Consider the following 26840-nt stretch of genomic DNA (forward strand, 5'->3'; position numbering starts at 1 on the left):
GGCTGTGCCAATCTGATTATTGTTATTGTTGATTAAAAACTTGTTTGCCTGCAATCCATGTTTGCGCAACGGTTAAGTCATCATTAAGCACGGCAAAATCTGCCTGTGCACCTTTAACTAGCGTGCCCAACAAGGGATCTTTATTGATATATTGCGCTGGATACAAGCTCGCCATACGTATCGCTTCATCTAGCGGTACATTCAAATGGTTTTGTGTATTCTTTACGGCCGTTGCCATATCAAGCGCAGAACCCGCAAGTTCTCCAGTAGTGGATGTTAATTTGCCATCTTCAAGGAAGACTTGTCTATCAAAGAAGTCGAATTTGTCATCATCCGTTCCAACTGGCGGCATAGCATCTGTGACGAGAAATAGCTTGCCACTTGGTTTTGCGTTGAGCGCCACTTGGCAACTGGTATAATCGACGTGATGTCCATCAACGATAAGGCCACAACTGGTATTATCGTACAACAATGCAGCGCCTACGACACCAGGCTCTCTGCCTTGTAGCGGTGACATTGCATTAAATAGATGAGTGAAACCATCAGCGCCTGCTTGCAAGGCTTTGTTTGCTATTTCATATGTTGCGTTAGTATGACCCAAACAAACCTTAATGCCTAAAGACACCATTTTTTCTATATCATCAGGTGCCACATTTTCAGGCGCTAATGTCACCAGGATTTGACCTAAGTCTTTTCGAGACAACACTGCCCACTCGCGTTCACTTATTGGGCGAATAAATTCTTCACTATGTGCGCCTTTTTTAGCAACACTTAAATGTGGCCCTTCAAAATGAACACCAATAATACCCGGGACGTTTTGTGAAATTGCCTCGGCTATCGCATCCGCGGCTTTTTCCATAACCTCAATCTGATCGGTGATCAAGGTTGGCAGCATGGCTGTGGTGCCATACTTACTATGAGCGGTCATGATGGCTTTGATTCCGTCTAGCGAGGGAGAAGCATTAAACAAAACACCGCCACCACCATTGACCTGTAAATCGATATAACCCGGCACAACTATCCCTGGTAACACACTATCTGTATTCGACGTATCGCGATCGATTGCAACTATCTTGCCATCGGCAATAACGAGTACATGATCATCAAAAAAATGCTGACCATCAAATAGGCGTTTGGTTAAAATCCGAGTAATCGTCATCTTTATAAAGTCCGTGTTACCTTTTTCAGGCCTTTAGGTTCATCTGGGTTAAAGCCTCTGTCTACGGCTACTTTTGCAACGTCCAAATAAAAGCGTTGCAACACTGCAAGCGGCGCAAAACGCGGATGAATATCATTATCTACCTGCTTCATATGAACAAGCTCTGCACCACGACTAGCAACTTCGTCAATTTGTTCTTGATGAGACTGCGCACTTTCATCATTTACAAAACAGTTTAGAATCGCTAAACCCTGCTCTACAAGTGTTACAGGCCCATGTAAGAACTCTGCACTTGAAAAAGCTTCGGCATGGATACTACTAACTTCTTTAAGCTTAAGCGCCATTTCTTTAGAAACAGCATAACCTAAGCCGCGGCCAAGCACGACCATGTTCTTCACGTTTTCTATAGAATTAGGCGTTAATTGTGGCTGTGCATCAATCATGGTTTGCAGTGCAGCAGGTAATGTATCTAACGCCTTAATAAGTTCTTCATTTTCCGTCCAATGAGCGGTCATTTGAAGTAAGGCTGATAGCGTAGCTAAATAACTTTTTGTTGCCGCGACTGAAATTTCTGCGCCAGCTTTTAAAGGTAAAACAACATCCACAATATCTTTAAGTGGTGCTGACTCGTCGTTAACTAAAGCAACACAATACGCACCGGCTTTTTTAGCCATCTCTGCTTGCGCTAAAATATCTGGGCTTCTGCCAGATTGAGAAATAACAATAACTAGCGCATCTTTCAACTTAAGTGATTTTCCATATACGCTCGCCACAGATGGTGCAGCAGCAAACGTCGGTACGCCAGCTTCTACTTCAATTAAGTACTTACCAAATACACCTGCGTGATCTGAACTTCCTCGTCCAATGATCATCACCATTTTAGGATCTATTGTTCTTAAGGTATTACCTAAAGAGATCGCCAAAGCATGATTGTCACTAAGCTGTTTCGCGATGACACTAGGTGTCTCCATCGCTTCTTTTTCCATGATTGTTTGAGTCATTGTTTAATACCTAATTATTAATTGTTCAACGCCAATTGTTGTCTAGCGTAGATAACCGAACCTATTTCAGGTGGTTGTAGTGGTTCCTCTAGAACGGCTTGGATATTATTTGCTAACCAAGGTTTAATCCTTGGCGTTAATCCACCGATCAGGGATAGACGTGGGGGCTTATCCTTAAGTAAACTTTCGGCCAGCTTGTTGATGTATTGCGAGCCTTCATCGACGATAGATAACGCTATTTGATCGCCCTCTTCGGCTGCGTCAAATACCAGGTTTGCCAATTGAGCAAAGAAGGTTGCTGGTTTTTTAGCAACCGCTTCTACTAGTTCGGTAGCGTCTTTTATTTTCAAAAGATCAAAGAGTTTTGGGGTTAATGCGGTCTCTTGTACTAAACCATCAGTTGCTTCAAGTGCCTGTTCAACGGCTTGTAAACCAAACCAAGCACCACTACCTTTATCGCCATGAGGGAAACCGTGCGCGCCCAACATATGTGCTTTTCCATCAATGTAAGAAAAACCGCAAGAGCCCGTGCCTGTTATCATAACTGCACCATCATGTCCCTGATGCGCACCTAGGCAAGCCACTAATAAATCAGTCGCTAAATACATATCTTTAAATGGATGTTGCCAATGCTCTATCTGATCGAATAAAACAGGTAGATTTACGCCGGCTAGGCCAATGCCAGCAACAATATTGCTCAGTTCACTTTCGTCAATATTGGCAGCCTGAAGTGCAAGCTTTGCCGACTTAACAATATTGGTCGTCGCTTGCTCAAAACCATGCAAAGGATTGCCTGGGCCGGCAATACCCTCTCCTAGAATATTTTCCCCTCGCATGAGGACGGCTTTGCATTTACTGCCGCCACCATCAATACCTAGGATTAGTTCATTGTTGCTTGAATTCATGTTCAACCCGTTAAACCGTGACGCTGTCGTCACCTTTAGCCATTTGACAACGTTGTCATTCATAGCTTTAGTGTACCAAAAATGACAGCGTTGTCATTTATTTTTTATTACATTCTTTAACAAATTATCAAGTCTATGATTTTGTTATGTTTTTAAGTGTTATTTTTGGTTGCATTAAGGTGCAACAGTGGTGGTTCTACCCTTTCTGTTTGACAATGGGTCAATACTTCTTACCCATACTTGACCAGAAACCGGAATAGGTGCCGTGTAACGCTTCCAGGTATTTGCCTCATCCTTAAATTCTATTGCAAGACCAGGAAAAGCGATATTCGCCTTAAGCGTGCCATTTTCAATAATCGCACCTACCGTGGGTAGTCGGAACTGGATGTTTGACTGACTTAGCTTGGCCAATTCTTTCTTACCGAGAGCATGCGCAAATAAATGCCATGCGTTATCTCGTTGCAGTCGTTTCTCTGTCGTAAACGCACCGCTTGATTGGTCATATTTAGCTCCCTGAAAATTATAGGGTACTGCCCAACTTGGTTTGTGCCACGCACGCTCAGCGAGCGCAATAGCACGAGGAAAGAGTTTATGCTCTGCCATTTCGTCGCTGCGTAGGTTTTCGCTCCATAGCTGCCCTTGCATGCCTAAAAATGAAACATTAGGCGCCAACATCGACTTGGTGTCGTCAGCAACATAGGGGTTGTCTTCTCTATCAAGCCAAAATTCAGCATGAACAGGTAAATTATCCGGCATCATTTGGAACACTTTTTCCGTGTTTGTGTGGCGGCCTGCCCAATAGTATCCATGTTCTTTTGGATCGGCTTCATAAGGAAAATCAAAATACAACGCATCTGGTGAAGAGATAACAATTTGCCACTTTCGGTTTGCCATTTCATGAACTCTAGCGTGTCCACCCCAGAAAAGTGTATCCCAAGCATTTGCTTGAACAATGGCCGGCATTTTTTCAACACGTGTTGCATGCATTCCATCACTCCAGCCAGCTGCCTCTATACCAAGTTCTTCAAGAATTGTTGACACACGCTCGACAAAATAAGCACCTAATTGCTCAGGCTTATCGATACCTTCATCGTTGTTTGCGAGAAACGCTTTACAAATCGGCGATTCAACCCAAGCGCCTGCCGTCTCGTCAGCTCCGATATGGTATCGAGTTAACGGATGATTTGCCTCGCTATGAATAGTTTTAACTTGTTGCATGACCTCAGTTACAAAGTCGTAAGAAGACTCCATACAAGCGTTAATCGTATTATCGCCATAGAACTGAACAGAGTGATACTTAGTTTTATCATCAAAGTCGTGCAACAAAAATTGCGTTGCTTTTTCTTCATCTTCAGCTGCCATATAACGATTATATCTGGCTGTCATTGCTTTAATCGCAGCTCGCGCATGCCCTGGCATGTCTAAAGAAGGAATTACTTGGATGTGTCGAGCTGAAGCGGCCGCTAGAATTTCTTGATAATCAGCAACAGAGTAAAAACCATTGTTTTCAGCATTAGGATCTAAACCAGCACCAAGTTGTGGCATCAAACAATTTTGTTCGCTTGGATCGAAACAACGATGGGCGCCAACTTCTGTCAACTCCGGTAATGAAGGAATTTCTAACCTCCAACCTTCATCATCCCCTAAGTGAAAGTGCAGTTTATTAAGTTTGTATGCCGCCATTTGATCAAGTAGATCCAGGATGAATTGCTTACTTCGAAAGTTGCGAGCGACATCAACCAACACGCCCCTAAAATCATATCTCGGTGCATCGACTATTTGACCATAAGGTACAACAGCAGAATCGATAGAGATAAGAGCAGCCAATGACTGTAAACCATAAAAAGCGCCAGCGGCGTCGACACCAATAATTGTTATACCTACGTCGTTTAGGGTGACTTGATACGCGCCAGAAATATTATCATCACTACTGACTTTAATGGAAACAGCTACACCCTGTTGTTGCTCAGCAATACCAAAATACGCTAAGCGTTCAATGGCAGCTTGAACGTCTTCCCTTGCCACGTTTTCAAAAGAAAAATTTACGCCATTAGCTAAATCTAGCTGCCCTGCTTTTTTGTCTAGTGCAACAAACTCTGGCGTAGGAATGATTTGAGCATCAACCTCGACTTGCGCTTCATTCACCGCTTTGTTTCTGTAATAAAGAGATTCACTATTAAGCCAAGGGGTACTGTCATTTTCAGTGCGTTTAAACTGCGTCTCATAGTCACTAATAGTGACCACATGAGGAATGATTTCCAACCCTGTTTCTGGATCTGTTTTCAATTGGGTGCTTGCCAATACAACAGGCTCAAAACCCTCTACCGCTAAAATGTAATTAGGCATGATATCTGAGTCGGATAAATGCCAGAACATCGCTCTAAAGTCGATAAAGGCTTTCTCGCCTTGCACAAACTGCTTAAAACTCTCTTTTGGCGAAATTACATGGATGTCACCATTAACATGTTTAACGTCAAAAAACTCGCTTTGCGAACTTTGAATTGGCGCCATGTGACTAAAGTAAATCTTCCAATTTTGCGCCTCGAAGTTTGTGTTGCTTAAAAATGAAATACGCGCTTGGAAACAAGTATCCGTTTCAGCACCTTTTGTACATTTGTCATCTGAACGATTAGTTAACACCTGATACTTAACTTGTACTTGCTGTGCGAACGCACTGACCATTTGCTGACTAAGGGGGGTACTAACGTCATTGTCAGGCGTTTTAGAAGACTCGCTGCAGGAGAAAAGCAACAATAAAAATGTAAGTAATGTAAATGAACGTATTGGTTTCATAGCGCTTGATGTAGGGTATTTGATTAATTTTTATTACCTTACTATCGCTGTTTTTGACAGCGCTGTCAAAAACTATTTACCCTTTTGTCATTTACGCGCTACTATAGCTTCTTAAACAGGTAATTAGGCTGCCAACAATTATTTTGTTGAGGGTGATGTGGAACAATTAAAACAACTAAGGCAACAACTTAACGCTGCAATGCATCGCAGAGATATAAGCACTGCGTTACAAGTCGCTGATAAGATTTGCTCTTATACGACAGCAACGGAACAAGACTATGAAATGGTCTTATCTATGTATAGCCAAACTACCCATTACGACAACCTCAAAAGCGCAACTAAATTAGCCATTCATGCCTTTCCATCCAACGCTAGTTTTTACTATACGTATTACCAAGCCTTGCGTTTTTTTCGAGAGACAGAGAGCGCTAAGAACGCGCTACAAGAAGCGATTAGGCTAGCGCCAAACCAAGCGGAGTGGCAACTTGATTTAGGGAATTGGTATCGAGAACATGGTGAGTTCGACGCAGCGATAAAAGTATTTGAGCGTGTTATTAAAACAACACCACATTTGTATAAAACCTACTGGTATCTCAGTAGTATCCAACCAATACTTAACAGCGATGCGTTGGCCCTGTTAAAGAAGATGTTTGCTCAGGAAAACGTCAATCAATCGGATGCAAAAACCTACATTGGTTACGCCCTTTTTAATCATTACCATGCACAACAAGCCCATGAAAAAGCGTTCCACTATTTGACAGTTGCAGCTGAACATCGCAAAAGTTTAGCGCCGTTCAATATTAATAAAGAACGCGCAGATACTAACGCGCTTTTAGACATATTCAATAAATCCTACATCAAATCAAATCTACCGGCGGTTGATCTAAAGACCGATAGTAAGCCTATTTTTATTTGTGGCTTGCCTCGCAGTGGCACGACCCTATGCGAGCAAATTCTTTCAAGCCATAGTGAAGTTACCGGCGGTGATGAGATTTTTGCTTTTTCAGAAGCGGTCGCAAGTATCGTTGAAGAAAATAACGTTACTTCGCCATATCCAGCTTTGTTTAAGGAATTGGATAAAGGCCATTATCACGAAATCGCTCAAAACTACTTGTATCGCACAACATATTTGCAAAACACACCTCTTTTTACAGACAAAATGTTATTGAACTACAAGGTAGTTGGTGCGATTCTGCTCGCGTTCCAGCAAAGTAAACTGGTGTTTTGCACGCGTGATCCGATGGACACCTTATTTGCGTGTTATCGCCAAATACTTGGCAGTGGTAATCAATACTCTTACTGTTTAGATCAAATGAGTGACATGATTGTGATGTATCACCAACTTTTAAAACATTGGCAGAAGCTATTTCCACAGCGTGTTTTTCATCTGCAATATGAGCAGCTAGTCGAGCATCCCGAGCGGACAATCAAAGCACTTGTTGCTAGTGCCGAGCTAGATTGGCAAACTCAATGTTTGCACTTTTATGAAAATGAACGCCCTGTGCATACCTTAAGTAACACGCAAGTGCGTAAACCAATAAACAAACAGCACGTTGCGAGTTGGAAGTGCTATCAAAAGCAATTACAAAAGTATCATGAAAAGTTTGTTGAGAAGGGGCTCTATACTTTTTGAAGACCAAAACGTTTTATTTTTTCTAAAAGCTCGCGATGTTTAGGCAGTCTGTCTAACGCTGTCTGACAATGTTGCTCTAATTGCTGAAAATACGCCTTAGCGTGTTCTTCTTGCCCCGCTTTGTATGCCAAGTGAGTCGCGTCAGTGTCAAAGTGCATGCCATAAAGCACATAAAGGTAATTTTCTTTATTGAAGACAGAAAATTTATTCTCAAAGTCATACGCATGTGGGGGCTGCAACGCCCATCGTTCCAGCTTTTGTTGTAATGATAATGGAATAGAAGCTAATGAACGATTGTCACGCCAGAAAGGCGTATCGTCTCGCTTGCTAATACAGTAATGCAATTTAATAAAATCTATAACATGCAACCAACTGGCTTTGACGCGCTCATTAAAACAATCAGCCATTAGTGGCATTTGTTCTTTAAAGGTAGGAAACTGCTCTGCTAACATTCGGGCTGTAGCATCAAAGACTAAAAGGCCTGTAGCCTCCAGCGGTTCAACAAACCCCTGAGAAAGACCTATTGCCGCACAGTTTTTGAACCAAAACTTTTCTCGATAACCAATATTCATGTCGATAAAGCGAGCACCTTCGACTAAAGCGTCATCACCTAGGTATTGTGCTAGCGTGTATTTAGCTTGTTCGTCACTACAGTATTTAGATGAAAAGACATAACCAGTGCCTCGCCTCGTCGTTAGTCCAATATCCCAAATCCAGCCTGCATCTTGAGCCGATGCAATGGTGTAGGAGGGAATTTCATCTGATGGCGCAACGTAAGGCACCTGAACAGCAAGCGCTCTATCGGCAAAAAGGACGTCACTTTGATCAATGAAGCTAACATCAAGCGTTTTACCCAACAGCAAACTTTGAAAGCCAGTACAATCGACAAAAAAATCACCAGAAATGGCACCTAATTCTTTAGTGATAATCGCAGAGATATCACCTAAAGGCGCTGTTTCAACCTGCTCAACCGTCGCCTTTACATGCTTTACGCCCATGTCGGTCGCATGCTTAGTCAGTAATTTTGCAAACTTTGCGGCATCAAGATGGTAGGCGTAAGAAACCGCACCCTGATATTCCGGCGTAGTGATGAGTTTTGGCGCCAAGTTGTTGTCGCACACTCTCCCCTGAATAGAAACCGCATCAACAAAGCTTTGATGGGTGTTACTATTTAGCCAATACAATGTTGAATCAATGTCGGCTGGCGCAGGATAATCAAAAATATGATGATAACTATGCTCGCCTTTATCGGCTGGATTGTGCTCCCAATTTACAAACTTAATACCTTGTTTAAATGTGGCATCACATTGTTGCAGAAAATCGGTTTCTGATATGCCAAGGTACTGCAACGATTGACGCATCATAGGCACAGTCCCTTCGCCAACACCTACCGTTGGAATATTGGGCGATTCGACTAACGTAATCGTTACATCAGTATTTGAACTTGGTTGGAGTTGTTTGGCTAAATGATTCGCCGTAAGCCAGCCGGCAGTACCGCCACCGACGATGACAATATGACGTATTTTCTCAGACATAATGTCGACCTTACTCCAACCTAATTGACCTAGTTACTTGCTTTTAAGCGAGCAACATTTTTTAGCTGATGAAGCGAACCAAGATGATGATAAATTAAGGCGATAAAACCTTTTTCACGCAACGTCAGATAATCTTCATCTGAAAGCTGAGCAAGCGCTTTTTCGTCAACTAAATAGACTCCTTCAATAAGGATTTTGTCACCACTAAAGTTAAGTGTCAGTTGTTGCTCTTTTAACAGGCCCATATCAGACAACATTTTAACAAAAGCCGTTGTTACCTGTGCATTTTCAAAATAGCGACCGAGTGCATTCTTGCGTTGCGTTAAATACTCACTTTCGTTACCAACATCATCAAATAGACCTTCACCTTCAGTCTTGTTAACCAAAGGGCTTTCTTCGTTGATCAACAACTGCAATTGCGTTTCGTCAGACACAGAAGGCATTAGCGCAAAAGGCTGGTGAGTTAAAATACTCGGAATATAATGACCACGCCATTTTTCATCTTGATAAAATACATTTTCTTTCTGGTTTAAGCCCAGCAATGCTACCGCTTGAAATGCACCAGTTTCTGCATTCTTCACAAACACTACTGGCATCTCCGAACCCGCTGTCGCGAATTCATGCGCCGCTACTGGCACAATTTGTTGTGTTTCAAGCCCAGGAAAAGAAGTGATTGGTTTTACTTTAAGTTCACTATGAAGCTCAAAATTGAGTGGTTTGAAAGAAGACATGTTACACCTAGAAAAGTCATTAAAATTTTAGAAGTTAAATTTAGCGACAAAAAAGGGGAGTTACAACTCCCCTTTTGTTACTTTTCGCTAATTTTAGAAGCGAACCGCTACACCAGCAACAACACGTGTTGCCATTTCATATTGGTATAGTGGGAAGCCGTCAGCAAAGCCACTTGCATTTGTTTGGAACGCATTGTTACCAAATTGCAATGAGTCTTCACCTGTCGCATTGATTACGTCAAGTGACAAATCAATGTTCTCAGTTACGTGGTATACACCGCTGATATCAAGTGTACCGAAACCATCGTGTAAACGGTTACCGTATGCACCTTCTTCACGTAACATGTATTCGCTACGGTAGTTGTATGAAACGCGTACTGAGAAATCATCGTTTTCATAGTAACCCGTCGCATTGAATACGTGATCTGAACTGTCACTTAAGAACGGGTTCATATCTGTAAACGTATCAGAATCAGTCGACGTATCAGTGTATGTATAGTTAGCTAACAAACCGAAACCGTTGCTGAAATCTTGTTGGTATTGAAGTTCTAAACCAGAAACATCACCTTTTTTCGAGTTTTGCTTCTCTTGAACTGTCCAACCGTTTGCGATTTCATCAGGGCGCATGTTTGCTGTGTCGTAACTACCATTTGGTAAGTCTTCTGTCGCAACATTGTATGTCTCAGCAATGCTGATGAAGTTTTCTACTTGCTTCATAAATACTGTTGCAGAAAGTAGAGAACTCTCGTTGAAGTACCACTCAACACCAATTTCAAACTGGTTTGCTAAGAACGGATCCAAATCAACGTTACCCATGATCCAGAATTGGTTATCTGGTACATCATCGTTTGCACCAACCGCACTTGGGTTAGTATACATATCGTTATACTGAGGACGTGCCATTACACGCGCAGCAGCTGCACGAAGAACAACTTCATCAGTTAGGTCATACGCTAATGTGAAACTTGGAAGAATTTCGCTGTAGTCACCTTCTGCTTCTGTTTTATTACCGTCTAAGTAATATGTAGATGTTGCATCAGTTTGTACGTAACGAACACCAAAGTTACCGCGGAAGTTTTCACCACCGTAGTTAGCCATTACGTATAGCGCAGTGTTGGTTTCATCAATTTCACTGTAAGCACCAAGCTCTTCAGTTTCACCAACGATACTTGCTTTCGCCCATGCTTTGATTGCATCTACGTCAAATTTTGAAATTTGGTAGTCGCCGTAGCCTACATCAATTGTACCAACACGTAGGTCAGCTGTAGAAATACGGTTATTAAAACCAGCTTCTTGATCTAAGTACATTTGACGAGAAGTTGTGTTGTGTTGACCAACACGAGCACCCATCTTAACGCTTGAGATAAAGTCCATATCTAGTGGAAGCTCTAAATCAATTTGTGCGTAAGTTTCTTCGTCAGTTTTCGGTGTTTTGTTGAATGCAGTACCAGTACCCATTAGTAATGAACCTGGGTCATAGTCAGCCATAGATTGGCCGCCGATACCATTTGGTAATGACCAAGTTAACTCGTCACCAGTAAAGTCATATGTGCCGTCTACGATAGGTGTGTTTACACCGTCATCAACAACCATTTCAAAGTCAGTACCACCTGTTGATGTTGTTCTACCGATTTGAACATCTAAAGTGAAGCTATCAGCTTCATATGTTGTTACTAAATCGATAACATCAGAATTCATTGTCGCTTCACGAGGACGCGCTTGATAGTAACCTGTTGCTAGTTGACCTTGAACAGCTGTACCACGAGGGTTTACACAATTACCACCTAAACATGCATCTGGTGTATTACCTGACCAAGATGTATCACCTTGCGTTAACCATAATGCGTAGTTTGTATTGTCCGCTTCCATTTTCATGTCTAGCGCATTAAATACAAAAGAAAGGTTTTCAGTCGGTGCGTATTCTAAAGCTACAGTTAAAGCGCTACGCTTACGATCTTGTTCGAATGCAACCGGACCTGCACCCCATTCCCAGAATGCTTCGTTACCTTGACGCTGAAGAGCACGCTCTTGTGCTACAGCTGATACTAAAACACCAAAGTTTTCTGCATCGTTTTTCCAGCTATACATACCTGAAAGTTGAGGTGATACTTCACCTGAATCGTCAGAATGTTCGCCTTCTAATGAAGCGTAAACAGTATTGGCGTCTAACTCTAGCGGAGTGCGCGTGTTTACAATTACAGTACCACCAACACCACCTTCAATTAGGTCAGCTTGAGCAGACTTGTAAACTTCTAAGTCACCAACAAGTTCAGATGGAAGCAACTCATAGTTAAAACTACGCTTAGCCGGCTCTAATACGAACCAACCTGTTGAAGCAACGTTTTGACCATTTAACGTTGTTTTAGTGAATTCAGCACCAGCACCACGAATTGATACTGCAGAACCTTCACCAAATTGTCTTTGGATAGTTACACCCGGAATACGCGCTAAAGATTCAGCTACGTTTCTGTCTGGAAACTTACCAATATCTTCTGCTGTGATTACATCAACTACGCCGTCAGAAAAACGTTTCGCATTGATATTTTCTTTTAAAGAACCACGTAAACCGCGGACTTCAATTACTTCTGTTTCGTCATTAGTAGCATTAGCTTCTTCAGCTGCAATTGCCATTGGTGCAGATACACCAGCGACAGCCATTGCGATTGAAGTTGCTAAGATGCCTTTTTTAAAAGTTTTAGATGACATCGACTTTCCCTTACACACGTTTTTATAGAAATATGCTTGTTAACACCAATAGACAACACTTTCATCTCCCTAATGACAGCGTTGTCAATTTGATTATGTAAACCATACACATAAAAAACCGTCTTGGCTACATTTTATAACAACAAAATTATTACATTATATTAAGGTGCTGATTTTAAAAGAATTATATAAACAAGATTGGAGCGTTAACCACACCGTAAAATGTAAATTTATCGTTAATAACAAGAAAATAATGCTAGTTTTGTAACCAAATTCGCACTAAAAAGATGACTTTTTGTCAATATGAAATGACAACGCTGTCCAATTGATGATTATTTTGTTATAAGATTACTAAAGAATTACATTCACCCAAGAAAATTTGAGCATATTGACTTAAAAAGTGGTAATTTTTCTACATTACAAAACAACAAGATAAAGTGTAAAATATGGCGATCAAAGGTTAATTATCCGTTAATTTTTTGGTTCGCAATAAGTGAGCAATAGCAATGTCTAAAGCAACAATAAATGAAGTGGCTAAAGAAGCCGGCGTTTCAATAAAAACGGTTTCTCGAGTAATGAACAATGAGCCGTCAGTGAGAACGGCAACGCGAGAAAAAGTCTTAGCGGCAGTGGCGAAATTACATTATCAGCCCAACTTAGCAGCTCGCAACCTCGCTGGCACTAAATCTTATAGTTTGGCGTATATATACGACAATCCAAATGCTTACTATGTTATTGATATGCAGGAAGGTATTTTATCTGCTTGTCGGCAACAGGGTTTTGAACTTGTCATTCATCCTTGTAGCGCTAAGAACGAAAATATTGTTGAAGAAATCAGTGAAATGGTGAAGCACTCTCGCGTCTCTGGTTTGATACTTACACCGCCATTTTCCGAACGACCTGACTTTGTTAAAGCGCTGATGGCTCTTGACATAAATATAGTCCGAATTATGTCTGGCGATGCCGTACCTGACGACCTAACACCTTGCATTATGGTAAACGACCATGAAGCAGCCTATACCATTACTCAGCATTTATTGTCTCTCGGTCATAAGCAAATTGGTTTTATAGCAGGGGATTCAAGTCACCAATCTACGGTTGAGCGACTCAAAGGTTACAAGAAGGCCCTAGCTGATGCCAATGTGTCACTTGATGAATCACTGATATACAACGGCAACTACTCTTTTGAAACGGGTGTAGACGGTGCAAAACATTTACTTGCAAATAAGGCTAAACCTACGGCGATTTTTAGTTGTAACGATGAGATAGCGGCAGGTGCATTATTCGCTGCTCGACTTATGAATGTCTCGATACCTGGGGAGCTGTCGCTTGCGGGATTTGAGAACAGTCCCTTCTCTAGACAAACGTGGCCTCGATTAACAACCGCAGATCAACCAAACAAAGAAATCGCGGAAAATGCGGCAAACTTACTGATAGCACAAGGCCGTAAGCAAAAACCTACGCATGTTTCAATGCAGTACACGCCGCAACTGGTAAAAAGGGACTCAACATCGCTGAAAGAGCAATAGGAATATTAATTAGCGTCAGGGTCGATACCCTGTTTGATCTTTTCAATACGCTCATGATGTCGATGGTGAGCTTTAAGCGCTGCCACTAAAAACGCTCCTACAATAGCAACGATAGGAATGAGTAAAGCGAGCGTTTCCGCTTTGAACAGGTTTTGAATCCAATCCATGATGAACCTACAAATAGTTGAAGTTGATTATAAAATTAACACAATATCCTTGCTTTTCAAGCGTATGTATAACTTTTTTCGGTTACCGGGCTAATCATTTATTTCAATACCCCAGCCATCATTGTAGCCATTAAACTTTGCTGACAATTTTTCAAACCACTGCTCTTGCTCAACAATATTGTCGTAGCTTGGTATCTGCTTAACTACACAATCGACATCCCAAACATTTGGTATTTCATCGGGTTTGAGCGTGACTTGGTACTCTTGGTATTGCGTTTCTATGTGGGCAGCTAATGCTTGTGCGTCGTCTTTATTTTCAAATAAGTGGAAATAAACAACATTATGCTCGACCGATAAATCAACACCTGCTTCAGCCATATCGGCTAATACATTGCCTGTATCATCATTAGGAAAGTACACGTTTACCTCATACTCGAAATTAACTTATAGACAATAAACACGATGGCCAATACCAACAAATGCATGCCTTGCGTTACAAAACTTAGATTCTCCTGCCACATAACAACAGCACCTTGCTCCGAAATATAAAAAAGATCGAGTAAGGTAATATGTAGAAAGAGAAACAAAAATAGGTATCGCTTTCGATCAAAAGATTTAGCTTTTCGTACCGAATACTTCATGCGATTACTTCCTTAATTATTTATCCAATGCACTAAGTCATCTACTTGATAGCTGTAATTTAGCCGATCTCTAGTGATGGCGTCCATAACTATTCTATTTTTACCGTCATCATTATTCGGCAGAGCATTAAACTGGCGACCTATCGATTGTGCCGCCATTTTATAAAATTCATATTTGCTTAGATGGCAGTGACTAACACCATGAAATATGCCGCCAAGTTTAGGGCTTTCTATCAATTTAAGTAGTAAACCTATTGCATCTTGCTGGTGTATCAAATTAATAGCTTGTGTGGCACTAATAGTTTGAGCCTTTCTAAGAAAGTTGCCGGGATGCCTGTCTTCACCAATCAGCCCCGATAGCCTTAGTACCGCATTATATTCACTTGCATTTAGTACATGTTGCTCTGCTTGATTGAGTAAAGTCGCTTTTTCTGAAGAAAGGTCCGGAGCTGTTTGCTCATCGACGTCACCGATGTGATTCTCAAATACGCCTGTAGAGCTCACTAGTATGATGCGTTTTTCTGTTTTTTTCGCCATATCACAGACACTTAGGATGTTATCAGCATAATCCTTTTTGCCACGTTTGAGCCCCGGTGTTATCGCAATCACTATGGTGTCATTAAACTGCATTTGCGCCTGTTCAGTTAGTGGCAACTGGCATTCAAATGCATCTATGCCCTGTCGCTCAAGTTTAGCGACACCTGTATCGCTGCGCGAAGTACCGTTGACGCCCATTTGCTGACTTTTTAACGCTTGAGCAAGTGGCGCACCTAACCACCCACACCCTATTATTGTTACCGACACGTTATTTACGTTGCTCATTTTTCTGATATTGACGAATTTGTTTTACAAGAAGTTTTGCGATGTCATTTGGCATGGGTATAGACAAATTGTATTGCGCTATTTGCCAACCTTTAGCTGTTTTTACTAAAACACCCGAACCTCTGGTTTGGCCATAATTATCGTTATGCAGCAATTCATCAAAAAAGGCGACCTCCGCATTAACCTGCGTTATTAGGCGCTTGGTTGGAGTATATGTCCACCCAATACCTTTATCGAAATAAGGTTTTACATAGTCGGAAAACATGTCTTTTGTCCAACGTTCCGTGGCATCGGTACCTAAAAATATTGCTTGTGGTGTTAATGCACCAAAATAAGCGTCATAATTTGCTTCGGACGCTGCTTGATGAAAGCCGTCGAGCAGATTGTTTTGCGCTTTTTCAATATCGCTTGCGTAAACCTTCAATTGCACGACGCAGCAAAGCACGATTAGCATTATTTTTTTCATAGTAAATCCTTCGCCATTTTAAAATGGTTCACCTCGCCATAAAGGCAGTGGCTAAACCCTAACTCTCGATAACCTAGTTTAAGATAAAATGCCAACGCATTTTCGCGAGCGTTAAGCACCACAGTGTTGAGATTTTTGCTCTTCGCCCATTGTTCCAATGCTTCAATCACCATTGCACCAAGCCCTTCACCTTGGGAACTCTCTTGTACCGCCATGTAGCGAATTTGTGCTTCAGATGCTGACGCTTGATGAATTCTGCCTACGGCCACAACCATTCCTGATTTGTCTACAGCGATAATGTGCTTGCTACTATCTTCTAACTCATCTTTTTCAGAACCTATTGGCTGTTGCCAAGGCTGTCGCAGGATTTGATAGCGCAACTGGTAATACTGCTCAAACTCTTCAGGCGTTTGTGGGCTTCGAATAATATATTTCATCATTACACCTTTAGTTGAAAGGTAACCGGTCCATCATTTAATAACGACACTTTCATATCTGCACCAAAGCGACCTGTAGGCGCTTTAAACCCTTTTTCACGCAGGCATTGCGTAAAGTATTTATAGAGAGATTTCGACATATCTGGTGCAGCAGCACTTGTAAAGCTAGGGCGCATTCCGCGCGTTGTATCAGCAGCTAAAGTGAATTGTGATACCACTAAAATATCGCCACTAGCCTGTGATACATTTAAATTCATTTTTCCATTGTCATCTTCAAAAATGCGATAGCCCGAAACACGCTCTGCTAAGCGTTTAGCCTTTGCTTCATCGTCTTCTGGCTCTATCGCAAGCAAAACTAATAAGCCTTTACTTATTTCACCTACAGTCTCGTTGTCTACAGCAACGTTGGCATGCGATACACGTTGAATGAGCGCAATCATGATTTTTCCAAGCAATTAAAAGGTGTCACAGTATAAATCTAGCGACGCAGAAATTCATTACTAATAGCTGCACAATTGGCAGCATTAATTTTGCGAGCGACCTTTCGACTTGATAACCGCATCAAAATTTTGAAGTGCTACTGTGGTCACGGCACCTGATAACACCACAAACCACGAAATATAGACCCACAAAAAAAGTATTGGAATACTCGCTAATGCGCCATAAATCGCTTCATAAGATGGGATTGCAGTCACATAGGCTGCGAAACCTTTCTTTGCAATTTCAAACAGTAAGGCAGCAAATACACCACCTATGGCGGCAAAACGAATGTAAACCTGCGTGTTGGGTACGACAGAATACATAAAAGTGAAAAACGCGACTGAAGCTATGAGCGGTAGCATACGCAACAATATGTCAGCAAAACCAAACAAGTTGTATTCACCGCGCGAGACAAGCGAAATGATATATGAACTTACAGCAATTGAACTACCAAGCAAAATTGGACCCAAGGTTAATACGGTCCAATACATTGCAAGCGATGTTGCAAACTTACGGCGCTTATTCACACCCCAAATATTGTTAATTGTTTTGTCGATTGACGATATCAATAATATGGCAAAAATCACCAATAGCGAAATCGCAAATGTCGACATTTTCTTCGCATTTATAACAAAGCTTGTAATATATTCATGCACCACTTCGCCGGAGGCTGGGACAAAATTAGAAAAAACAAATTCTTCTACTTGGTGTGAGATATCACTGAACACTGGAAATGCCGTCATCACGGTGAAGATGACCATTAAAATAGGCACTAAAGACATGACGGATACAAACGATAGGTACCCTGCTATAACGCCTATTTGTTCTTGTTTGACTCGTCGCCAAAAAAAGCTTGCGAAAAAGAGCATAGCGTTTTTATTAAGCAATTTTTTCCAGCTTTGAGGAATATGAATATCCATTTAGCCCCTAACGAAAGACGCTTATACTGCAACATTAAGCTAAGTTACTGTTTTAACTAATATAGCATGCTGTCTAGAGAGCGTCACGGGTTAGCGTTATGCAACGATAAATATTCACCATAAAAAAAGCCGGATTAATTCCGGCTTTCTTATCTATTTTTTCGCTTGTCTTGATTCGCGTTTACGGTCTGACTCTTTTAGCCACTTCTTACGAATACGAATATTCTCAGGCGTGACTTCAACTAGCTCGTCATCATCGATAAACTCAAGCGCTTGCTCTAGCGTCATCTTGATTGGCGGAGTTAACACCTGCGCATCATCTGTACCCGCTGCACGCACGTTGGTCAATTGCTTACCTTTTAGCGCATTAACGGTTAAGTCATTGTCGCGGCTATGAATACCAATAATCATACCCTCATAAACTTCAACACCGTGACCAATCATCAAGCGACCACGCTCTTGTAAGTTAAATAATGCGTTAGTTAATGCTTTACCCTGTGCATTAGCGATAAGTACACCATTGATACGTTGACCAATTTCACCACCTTTGTGTGGGCCATACTCGTAGAAGGTATGGTAAATTAGGCCAGAACCAGAAGTTAGTGTCATGAATTCAGTTTGGAAACCAATTAAACCACGACTTGGCATTATAAAGTCCATACGAATACGACCTTTACCATCTGGCGCCATATCTGTTAGCTCAGCTTTACGTAAGCCCATTTTCTCCATGATCGCACCTTGATGTTCGTCTTCAACATCAACTGTCACAGTTTCATACGGCTCTTGTAACTCGCCGTCGATTTCACGCATGATAACTTCAGGACGAGATACAGCAAGTTCGAAACCTTCGCGACGCATGTTCTCGATCAAAATACCTAAGTGCAATTCACCACGACCTGACACGCGGAATTTATCCGGATCATCAGTTTCTTCAACACGCAGTGCTACGTTATGTACAAGCTCTTTCTCTAAACGCTCTAGGATATTACGAGAAGTAACAAACTTACCTTCTTGACCGGCAAAAGGCGACGTATTTACTTGGAATGTCATCGTTACAGTTGGCTCATCAACAGACAATGCTGGCAATGCTTCCACTTCGTTTGGACAACAAACGGTATCAGAAATCTTTAATTCACCAAGACCAGTGATGGCTATAATGTCACCCGCTTGCGCTTGTTCAACTTCATTACGCTCTAGTCCTAAGTAACCAAATACTTTACCAACTTTACCGTTGTGAATGTTGCCATTAGCTGCCTGCACCGTCACTTGTTGATTCGGTTTAACAGTACCGCGAGTAACACGGCCAACACCAATAACACCAAGATATGAGCTGTAATCTAGCTGTGAGATTTGCATTTGGAAAGGACCATCTAGGTCTGCATCTGGCGCTGGCACTTGTTCAACGATGGTTTCAAAAAGCGGCGTCATATCGCTGCCCTGCTCACCTTCTTCTAGTGAAGCCCAACCATTGATAGCAGAAGCATATACAACTTGGAAATCAAGTTGCTCATCCGTTGCACCTAAGTTATCGAATAAATCGAATACTTGATCCATTACCCATTCAGGGCGTGCACCCGGCTTATCAATTTTATTGATAACTACGATAGGCTTTAGCCCCTGAGCAAATGCTTTTTGCGTTACAAAACGCGTTTGAGGCATTGGACCTTCTTGCGCATCAACAATAAGTAATACTGAATCAACCATCGACATTACACGCTCTACCTCACCACCGAAATCGGCGTGACCAGGGGTGTCTACGATGTTTACACGGTAATCATTCCATGTGATTGCTGTATTCTTAGCAAGAATCGTGATACCACGCTCTTTCTCAATGTCGTTGGAATCCATAACACGTTCGTCGTGGTCACTACGAGCGTCAAGCGTACCTGACTGCTCCAACAATTTGTCGACTAACGTGGTTTTACCATGGTCAACGTGCGCAATAATCGCAATGTTTCTTAACTTATCTAACACAATAATGCTCTACCTAGAAAATATGGGCGCGAATTATACGCTAAAGCAATGATTAAATAAAACGAAAGGAGGTTTTACCTGCATAAATTGACAAAAAATTACGCAATTAAAACGATTTTATCGAAAAGTAGGGGTTAAATTAACGATTTACGCCCTAGCCCAAAGGCTAAGGCGTCACATCAAAATTACCACCAGACGGTGTAAAACACCACTAAGATCACTGTGACCCCAAGTGCTGCGATGTTAAAAGTACGGTCAGTTGCAAAACTCACTTCGGATAAGTGCACGCTAGTATCATTTTTCTCTTTGTTAGTCATTAATGAGAAGATAATTGCAAGTGCAATACATAAAACGAACACTAAACCGATGCGGTCCATAAACGGCAACTCTGGCCAAAACTGTCTAAACAGTAACGAGAAGCCGGCGGAGCCGATAGCCGCTGCAAGTGCGCCTGTTGATGTTGTGCGCTTCCAGAACATGCCCATAATAAATATAGCGGTAATACCTGGCGAGAATAGACCAGTAAACTCTTGAATATACTGGAACGCCTGATCAAATTTACCGAGCAATGGCTCAGCCATAAACAAAGCAATGACCAAAGACACTAACGTGGTTATACGGCCAACGGTAACGTAATGATTCTGGCTTTTATCTTTGTTAATACTCTTATAAATATCCATTGTGAAAATGGTGGAAATACTGTTTGTCATCGATGCTAGCGACGAAACAATTGCAGCGACTAAAGCCGCAAAAACCAGACCTTTAATACCAATAGGCATTAGATTCATCATTGTTGGATAAGCTTGGTCTGGTTTCGCTAATGTCGGGTAAAGTACAGCAGCTGCGATCCCTGGCAATACTACAATCACCGGCATTAATAGTTTTAGATAGGCTGCAAACGCTATACCCTTTTGCGCTTCACCAACACTTTTAGCCGCCAAAGCACGTTGAATAATGTATTGGTTAAAACCCCAATAGCCAACGTTCATTACCCATAAGCCACCAATTAACACCGAGATACCTGGTAAGCTCATATAGTGTTCGTTTTCAGGACTTAGAATCATATCAAAATGACCAGGCATTTCTTCGGTTAGCTTTGTAAACCCTGCAACAACGCCTTGGCCATCTGACACTTGATTTAGTGCTAAATAACTGAGTAACAAACCACCAAAAACAAGTAATACAACTTGAATAATATCGGTATAAGCGACCGCTTTTAGTCCACCATAAAGAGAATAAGCGACAGAAAACAACGCAAGGAAAATCATGCCGTACAACCAATCAACACCGGTGACAGTTTCTATCGCTAAGCCACCTAGCCAAAGCACAGATGTAAGATTTACGAAGATAAATACCGCTAACCAAAATAGCGCTAAGGTCACTCTAATTCTTCCGTCGAAACGCTGCTCCAGATATTGAGGCATGGTATAAATTTGATTCTTCAAAAATATTGGTAACAAGTACTTACCGACAAGGATAAGTGTAATTGCAGCCATCCATTCATAAGATGCAATGGCTAGACCTAGCGCATAACCTGAGCCCGACATACCTATAATTTGCTCTGCTGATATATTCGACGCTATTAACGACGCGCCAATTGCCCACCAGGGTAATGATTTACCTGCTAGAAAATAGTCTTTGGTATCTCGTTGATGATTTTTGTCTGCTCTTGAAATCCACAATGCTATGGCGATTAGGGCTAACACATAACCGACAAAAACGGTTATGTCGAGCGTGCCTAATTTAAGGTCCATGATTATTCCTTATTATTTTTGTTATGTATAAAACATGTACTTTGTTGCAGCCTCTTGAACAATAAATTGTTCTGTTAATATTGCTTGTGGTGAAGAACTAGCACTCAAATATACCTGCGGTAGGCACTATACTTTGAGGCTTGCTTTCTTTGCAAGAAAACGATTAATTGAAAATAAAAAGACCGACCAGTTTTACAAGAGCGCTAGCTAAAATTTCAAAACATCTAAAATAGAAACCCAAAAAACAAATTTGTTTCAAAGCCGACTCGTATGAGCAAAAGCACCTCATTGCACCATAACAGAACATAAAAGCACCAAATTAGTGCAAAGAACAGTTTTTTCGCTAAACTATAAACACGGTTTTACAGGTTTTATATGTATTTATAATATTGGCACGATAATCGCATACGATTAGCCAACATATTTTATGTATTTAATTATTACTCGAACAACTCTGGAGACAAAACATGTCACAAGCAGTATTAGACTTAATCAAAGAAAACGACGTTAAGTTCGTTGATCTTCGTTTTACTGATTCTAAAGGTAAAGAACAACACGTATCACTTCCATTTCATCAAGTAGATGAAGACTTCTTCGAAGAAGGCAAAATGTTTGACGGTTCTTCAATCGCTGGCTGGAAAGGTATTAACGAATCAGACATGGTATTAATGCCAGATGCTAGTACTGCAGTTTTAGACCCATTCACTGAAGAAGTAACGTTAAACATACGTTGTGACATCATTGAACCAGCTACAATGCAAGGCTACAGCCGTGACCCTCGTTCAGTTGCTAAGCGCGCTGAAGAGTACATGCGTTCTACAGGCATTGCAGACACAGTATTATTTGGTCCAGAGCCAGAGTTTTTCGTATTTGACGACGTAAAATTCCACGCTGACATGAGCGGCGCTAGCTACTCTATCGACGATAAAGAAGCAGAGTGGAACTCTAATAAAGATTATGAAGATGGTAACTACGGTCACCGTCCTGGCGTTAAAGGTGGTTACTTCCCAGTAGCTCCAGTTGACTCTTCACAAGACTTACGCTCTGCAATGTGTTTAGTAATGGAAGAAATGGGCTTAGTTGTTGAAGCACATCACCATGAAGTTGCAACTTGTGGCCAAAACGAAATCGCTTGTCGTTTCAACACTATGGTAGCAAAAGCTGATGAAGTTCAAATCTACAAGTATGTTGTTCACAATGTTGCTCACGCTTACGGGAAAACAGCTACATTCATGCCTAAGCCATTAGTTGGTGATAACGGTACTGGTATGCACTGTCACCAATCTCTAGCAAAAGACGGTGAAAACCTTTTTGCTGGTGACAAGTACGGTGGCCTTTCTGAAACAGCTTTATACTACATTGGTGGTATCATTAAGCACGCTAAAGCAATCAATGCTTTCACAAACGCTTCAACTAACTCATACAAGCGTCTAGTTCCAGGTTTTGAAGCACCAGTAATGCTAGCTTACTCAGCACGTAACCGTTCTGCTTCAATCCGTATCCCAGTAGTTCCTTCTCCGAAAGCTCGTCGTATCGAAGTACGTTTCCCTGATCCAACAGCAAACCCATACTTAGCATTTACAGCAATGCTTATGGCTGGCCTTGACGGTATCAAAAACAAAATCCACCCTGGCGATGCTATGGACAAGGATTTGTATGACCTTCCAGCTGAAGAAGCTGCAGCTATCCCACAAGTAGCTTCATCTTTCGAAGAAGCGTTAGACGCGTTAGAAGCAGACAAAGACTTCTTAACTGCTGGTGGCGTTATGGACGAAGACATGATCGATGCATACATCGGCCTTAAGCGTGAAGAAGTAGAAACATTGAACATGACTACTCACCCAGTTGAGTTCAAAATGTACTACAGCGTTTAATTTCGCATTTATGAAAAAAGCTTACTTCGGTAAGCTTTTTTTTTGCTTTTTTTTCATAATTAAAAAGACAGGCAATCATTTATATTCGCTGGCTTACATCCACGCAAAAATAAGATTTGCCCTTGCCAAAACAACTTTTTTTGTGTCAAAGTCTTTGTTCAGGCTTATTTTTTGAGCAAATTCATATTACACTTATACTTAATGGACTAAGGATTTTTGTATGTTTAAACAGCTGGCATTCGTTTTATTTTGTATAGTCTTTGCTGTACCAGTTAATGCGGTACAAGCAAAAGTATACGTGTGGCGAAACGAAGATGGTGTATTGGTGTTTTCTGACACACCAAAACCAGGTGCCGAAGAAATGGAAGTCGAGTCAACTAACGTCGTTCAATCCTCAGTTGATACCTCTATATTAGACATCAAAAAACAAGCCCCAAAAGACGAGTATACTGTCACTATTACCCAACCTGCTAGTGATGCCACTATCCGCGATAATACCGGCTCTGTACATGTTACAGGCCAAATAGGTCCAGTGTTTAAGCGAGGATTTAAAATTCAACTTATCGTCGACGGGCAACCCTACGAAAAACCTCAAACTCATACCATGTTCGCTTTAAGAGATATTGATCGTGGCGAACATCAATTAAAAATGCAATTAATCGACACAAACGGCAAGGTTATTGCAACCTCAGAAGAAGTAACCTTCTATATGCATCGAGCGGCCCTTAAAAAGCGCGCTAGATAGCACTAATTACGTGCAATATAGATAAAACAACATTAAACTAATTTTATCATGCACAGTTTTGGTGCAACTATATGACTATACGCGATCGTCAAGAATTACTGTCGATTAAAGAAAAATATCAACACCAGTTAGCCAACCAATTGGTTACGGCTGTCTTGGTGTTGGATGATAGCTTAACTATCCAGTACCTAAATCCTGCTGCTGAAGCGCTATTGTCGAAAAGCTTTAACCGCACCATAGGCAAAAACTTTTTTGATATTGCCTATGCTTCATCTATTTCGTCTGAAAGACTGCAACAACTATTGATCACAGGGCAAGAATTTTCCGATGCGGATGTAAGGCTTGATGTGAAAGAAATCAAACCGATGTCCGTAGAAATTACAGCCTCTTACGTTGAGTTTGATAAAGCGCCTCATGTTTTGCTTGAGTTTAAGCAAATCGACAAGCAGAAACAAATTAGTGCAGAAGCATTTCAACAGCAGCAGTGGGAAAACGCGCGTGACCTGATCAGAGGATTAGCGCATGAAATTAAAAATCCTTTAGGTGGTTTGCGAGGCGCAGCACAGTTACTTAATAAAGAGCTAAACGATACGCAAAAAGAATACACCGCCATGATAATTGAGCAGTCGGATCGACTAACTAATCTTGTCGATAGACTGTTAGGCCCTAATCAATTGCCCAACATGTCTGTTCAAAATATTCATCTGGTTTTGGAGAAAGTGAGTCAGTTGACAAGTTTTAATAACCCCAAGGGTATTAAGATTTGTCGAGATTATGATCCGTCGATTCCGGAAATTTGTTTTGACGAAGAAAAGCTGCAACAAGCAGTTTTAAATATCGTCAGCAATGCAATACAAGTGATTGATGCAGACGACACCGTTACATTAAAAACCCGTATTGCTTCAAATCAAACGATCAACAATCAATTAGTCAAAATGTGCGTTCGGATTAGCATAATTGATACAGGTCCAGGTATTCCACCTAATATCCAAGATACATTATTTTACCCAATGGTTTCAGGGCGTGCTAATGGCACCGGTTTAGGTTTATCTATTTCACAAACATTAATTAACCAACACAGCGGAAAGCTTTCTTGTGTGAGCTACCCTGGACACACTGAATTTATTATTTTATTACCAATTTCTGAAGAGGGAAGCCCATGATTACAGAGCAAGTCTGGATAGTAGACGACGACAGTTCAATTCGTTGGGTGTTAGAAAAGGCGCTCTCCGGCGACAATATTACCTGCGCATCTTTTGAAAATGCGAGCAATTTACTGGTCGCATTAGACCATGGACAACCAGAAGTGATCATTTCAGATATAAGGATGCCAGATATAGATGGTATGACGCTTTTGGCTGACATAAATCAGCGATACCCAGATATCCCAGTGATTATTATGACTGCGCATTCCGATCTTGATAGCGCAGTAAACGCATATCAAGGCGGCGCTTTTGAATATCTGCCGAAACCCTTTGATATTGATGATGCCGTAGTTTTAACTAAACGCGCATTAACACATGCTCGTGAAAATAAATCAAACGCTCAACAAGAGCAAGACTCAAAAGTAGCTGTTGGTATGATTGGTGAAGCACCAGCTATGCAAGATGTGTTTAGAGCGATTGGTCGATTGTCTCGTTCAAGCATCAGCGTACTGATTAATGGTGAATCAGGTACTGGTAAGGAGCTTGTAGCACACGCACTGCACATGCATTCACCACGGTCTAACGCTCCATTTATCCCACTTAATATGGCCGCGATCCCAAAAGATCTTATTGAATCGGAGCTATTTGGCCACGAAAAAGGTGCTTTTACTGGCGCCAATTCAGTAAGACAGGGGCGCTTTGAACAAGCGCATAAAGGGACATTGTTTCTTGATGAAATTGGCGACATGCCACTTGATATTCAAACAAGACTACTTCGTGTACTTGCCGATGGGCAATTCTATCGCGTAGGCGGTCACTCACCAATTCAAGTGGATGTGAGAATCATTGCTGCAACACATCAAAACCTTGAAGATTTAGTTAAGAAAAATGAGTTTAGGGAAGATCTTTTCCACCGCTTAAATGTTATTCGCATTCAGATTCCAGCACTAAGAGATAGGAAGGAAGATATAGAGCAACTTTCAAATCACTTCCTGCAATTAGCAGCAAAGGAGCTGAGCGTAGAACCTAAAACATTATCAAAGACTGTCGTTGATTATCTAACCCAATGCAGTTGGCCAGGCAATGTTAGGCAACTGGAAAATATTTGTAGGTTCTTAACGGTAATGGCAAGTGGTCAGGAGGTGTTAGTTGACGACTTACCACCAGAATTAACAGACGAACCACAATCTACATCGGTGAATGGAGAGGGATCTTGGCAAACGTTATTAGCGCAATGGATGGACGACCAGCTCAAAGTAGGAAGAAACGCTATTTTAGATGAAGCAATGCCAGAGTTTGAAAAAATTATGCTTAATCGCGCCCTTGCTTATACAAAAGGGCATAAACAAGAAGCGGCTAAAAAATTAGGATGGGGTAGAAATACGCTCACCCGAAAATTGAAAGATTTTAATATGTAAAAAAA

General features: G+C 41.3%; 23 protein-coding genes. 6 read left to right on the plus strand and 17 right to left on the minus strand.

Features of this window, described 5'->3' with window-relative positions; all coding sequences use genetic code 11:
- Window positions 1-22 precede the first annotated feature (22 nt).
- From nagA to QUD85_RS12860, 4 genes are all read right to left on the minus strand, one after another.
- Window positions 23-1159 (minus strand): N-acetylglucosamine-6-phosphate deacetylase, encoded by a 1137-nt coding sequence (gene nagA, locus QUD85_RS12845; protein ID WP_093332146.1) that lies wholly within the window; start codon window positions 1157-1159, stop codon window positions 23-25.
- A gap of 2 nt (window positions 1160-1161) precedes the next feature.
- Window positions 1162-2160, minus strand: coding sequence for a glucosamine-6-phosphate deaminase NagB-II (gene nagB-II / locus QUD85_RS12850; protein WP_093332148.1), 999 nt, complete (start codon window positions 2158-2160; stop codon window positions 1162-1164).
- A 17-nt stretch (window positions 2161-2177) separates the two neighbouring features.
- Window positions 2178-3065 carry an N-acetylglucosamine kinase gene (gene nagK / locus QUD85_RS12855; RefSeq protein WP_093332150.1) on the minus strand — a complete coding sequence of 296 codons (888 nt, stop codon included), beginning with the start codon at window positions 3063-3065 and terminating at the stop codon, window positions 2178-2180.
- Window positions 3066-3239: 174 nt separating this feature from the next.
- Window positions 3240-5858 (minus strand): family 20 glycosylhydrolase, encoded by a 2619-nt coding sequence (locus tag QUD85_RS12860; RefSeq protein ID WP_093332152.1) that lies wholly within the window; start codon window positions 5856-5858, stop codon window positions 3240-3242.
- Window positions 5859-6015: 157 nt separating this feature from the next.
- Between QUD85_RS12860 and QUD85_RS12865 the strand changes: the two genes are divergently transcribed.
- Window positions 6016-7491 carry a tetratricopeptide repeat-containing sulfotransferase family protein gene (locus tag QUD85_RS12865; protein ID WP_093332154.1) on the plus strand — a complete coding sequence of 492 codons (1476 nt, stop codon included), beginning with the start codon at window positions 6016-6018 and terminating at the stop codon, window positions 7489-7491.
- Here the strand turns inward: QUD85_RS12865 and QUD85_RS12870 are convergent.
- The 3 genes from QUD85_RS12870 to QUD85_RS12880 all read right to left on the minus strand — a co-directional run bounded on the left by QUD85_RS12870 (window position 7479) and on the right by QUD85_RS12880 (window position 12463).
- Entirely contained in the window at window positions 7479-9026 is a 1548-nt protein-coding gene (locus tag QUD85_RS12870) for a tryptophan halogenase family protein (RefSeq protein WP_093332156.1), read from the minus strand. The genes QUD85_RS12865 and QUD85_RS12870 overlap by 13 nt on opposite strands.
- A gap of 29 nt (window positions 9027-9055) precedes the next feature.
- Window positions 9056-9757, minus strand: coding sequence for a SapC family protein (locus QUD85_RS12875; RefSeq protein ID WP_093332159.1), 702 nt, complete (start codon window positions 9755-9757; stop codon window positions 9056-9058).
- Window positions 9758-9850: 93 nt separating this feature from the next.
- On the minus strand, window positions 9851-12463 hold the full coding sequence (locus QUD85_RS12880; protein ID WP_093332161.1) for a TonB-dependent receptor: 2613 nt from the start codon (window positions 12461-12463) through the stop codon (window positions 9851-9853).
- A 506-nt stretch (window positions 12464-12969) separates the two neighbouring features.
- On the opposite strand from QUD85_RS12880, the gene QUD85_RS12885 reads away from it, so the two are divergent.
- A complete protein-coding gene (locus tag QUD85_RS12885; RefSeq protein ID WP_093332164.1) occupies window positions 12970-13992 on the plus strand; it encodes a LacI family DNA-binding transcriptional regulator in 1023 nt (340 codons plus the stop codon).
- 5 nt (window positions 13993-13997) lie between these two features.
- Here the strand turns inward: QUD85_RS12885 and QUD85_RS12890 are convergent, their stop codons facing one another.
- The 10 genes from QUD85_RS12890 to QUD85_RS12935 form a co-directional block, all read right to left on the minus strand.
- Window positions 13998-14159, minus strand: a complete 162-nt coding sequence (locus QUD85_RS12890; RefSeq protein WP_177168938.1) for a hypothetical protein — start codon at window positions 14157-14159, stop codon at window positions 13998-14000.
- 90 nt (window positions 14160-14249) lie between these two features.
- Window positions 14250-14579, minus strand: a complete 330-nt coding sequence (locus QUD85_RS12895; RefSeq protein ID WP_093332166.1) for a ribonuclease E inhibitor RraB — start codon at window positions 14577-14579, stop codon at window positions 14250-14252.
- Window positions 14580-14581: 2 nt separating this feature from the next.
- Complete coding sequence (locus tag QUD85_RS12900; RefSeq protein WP_093332169.1) at window positions 14582-14800, minus strand: hypothetical protein; 219 nt, start codon at window positions 14798-14800, stop codon at window positions 14582-14584.
- A 12-nt stretch (window positions 14801-14812) separates the two neighbouring features.
- Entirely contained in the window at window positions 14813-15604 is a 792-nt protein-coding gene (locus QUD85_RS12905; protein ID WP_143047977.1) for a Rossmann-fold NAD(P)-binding domain-containing protein, read from the minus strand.
- A gap of 1 nt (window position 15605) precedes the next feature.
- A complete protein-coding gene (locus QUD85_RS12910; RefSeq protein WP_093332174.1) occupies window positions 15606-16088 on the minus strand; it encodes a nuclear transport factor 2 family protein in 483 nt (160 codons plus the stop codon).
- The gene (locus QUD85_RS12915) at window positions 16085-16528 is read right to left on the minus strand and encodes a GNAT family N-acetyltransferase (RefSeq protein WP_093332176.1); all 444 of its coding nucleotides are present in this window, start codon (window positions 16526-16528) and stop codon (window positions 16085-16087) included. The genes QUD85_RS12910 and QUD85_RS12915 overlap by 4 nt, the downstream gene beginning before the upstream one ends.
- Window positions 16528-16965 (minus strand): D-aminoacyl-tRNA deacylase, encoded by a 438-nt coding sequence (dtd, locus tag QUD85_RS12920; protein WP_093332179.1) that lies wholly within the window; start codon window positions 16963-16965, stop codon window positions 16528-16530. The genes QUD85_RS12915 and dtd overlap by 1 nt, the downstream gene beginning before the upstream one ends.
- An 84-nt stretch (window positions 16966-17049) precedes the next feature.
- Window positions 17050-17925, minus strand: coding sequence for a virulence factor BrkB family protein (locus QUD85_RS12925; protein ID WP_245732153.1), 876 nt, complete (start codon window positions 17923-17925; stop codon window positions 17050-17052).
- Window positions 17926-18078: 153 nt separating this feature from the next.
- Entirely contained in the window at window positions 18079-19902 is a 1824-nt protein-coding gene (typA, locus tag QUD85_RS12930; protein WP_218139609.1) for a translational GTPase TypA, read from the minus strand.
- Between the two features lie 182 nt (window positions 19903-20084).
- Window positions 20085-21653 carry a sodium/sugar symporter gene (locus QUD85_RS12935; RefSeq protein WP_093332184.1) on the minus strand — a complete coding sequence of 523 codons (1569 nt, stop codon included), beginning with the start codon at window positions 21651-21653 and terminating at the stop codon, window positions 20085-20087.
- A gap of 467 nt (window positions 21654-22120) precedes the next feature.
- Between QUD85_RS12935 and glnA the strand changes: the two genes are divergently transcribed.
- The 4 genes from glnA (at window position 22121) to glnG (ending at window position 26835) form a co-directional block, all read left to right on the plus strand.
- Window positions 22121-23527 carry a glutamate--ammonia ligase gene (gene glnA / locus QUD85_RS12940; protein WP_093332186.1) on the plus strand — a complete coding sequence of 469 codons (1407 nt, stop codon included), beginning with the start codon at window positions 22121-22123 and terminating at the stop codon, window positions 23525-23527.
- Window positions 23528-23747: 220 nt separating this feature from the next.
- Window positions 23748-24272 carry a DUF4124 domain-containing protein gene (locus QUD85_RS12945; protein ID WP_093332189.1) on the plus strand — a complete coding sequence of 175 codons (525 nt, stop codon included), beginning with the start codon at window positions 23748-23750 and terminating at the stop codon, window positions 24270-24272.
- Between the two features lie 71 nt (window positions 24273-24343).
- Entirely contained in the window at window positions 24344-25435 is a 1092-nt protein-coding gene (gene glnL / locus QUD85_RS12950; protein WP_093332192.1) for a nitrogen regulation protein NR(II), read from the plus strand.
- Window positions 25432-26835, plus strand: a complete 1404-nt coding sequence (gene glnG, locus QUD85_RS12955) for a nitrogen regulation protein NR(I) (protein ID WP_093332194.1) — start codon at window positions 25432-25434, stop codon at window positions 26833-26835. Before glnL ends, glnG begins: the two co-directional genes overlap by 4 nt.
- Window positions 26836-26840 lie beyond the last annotated feature (5 nt).

The organism is Thalassotalea agarivorans (assembly GCF_030295955.1).
Classification (GTDB): Bacteria; Pseudomonadota; Gammaproteobacteria; order Enterobacterales; family Alteromonadaceae; genus Thalassotalea_D; species Thalassotalea_D agarivorans.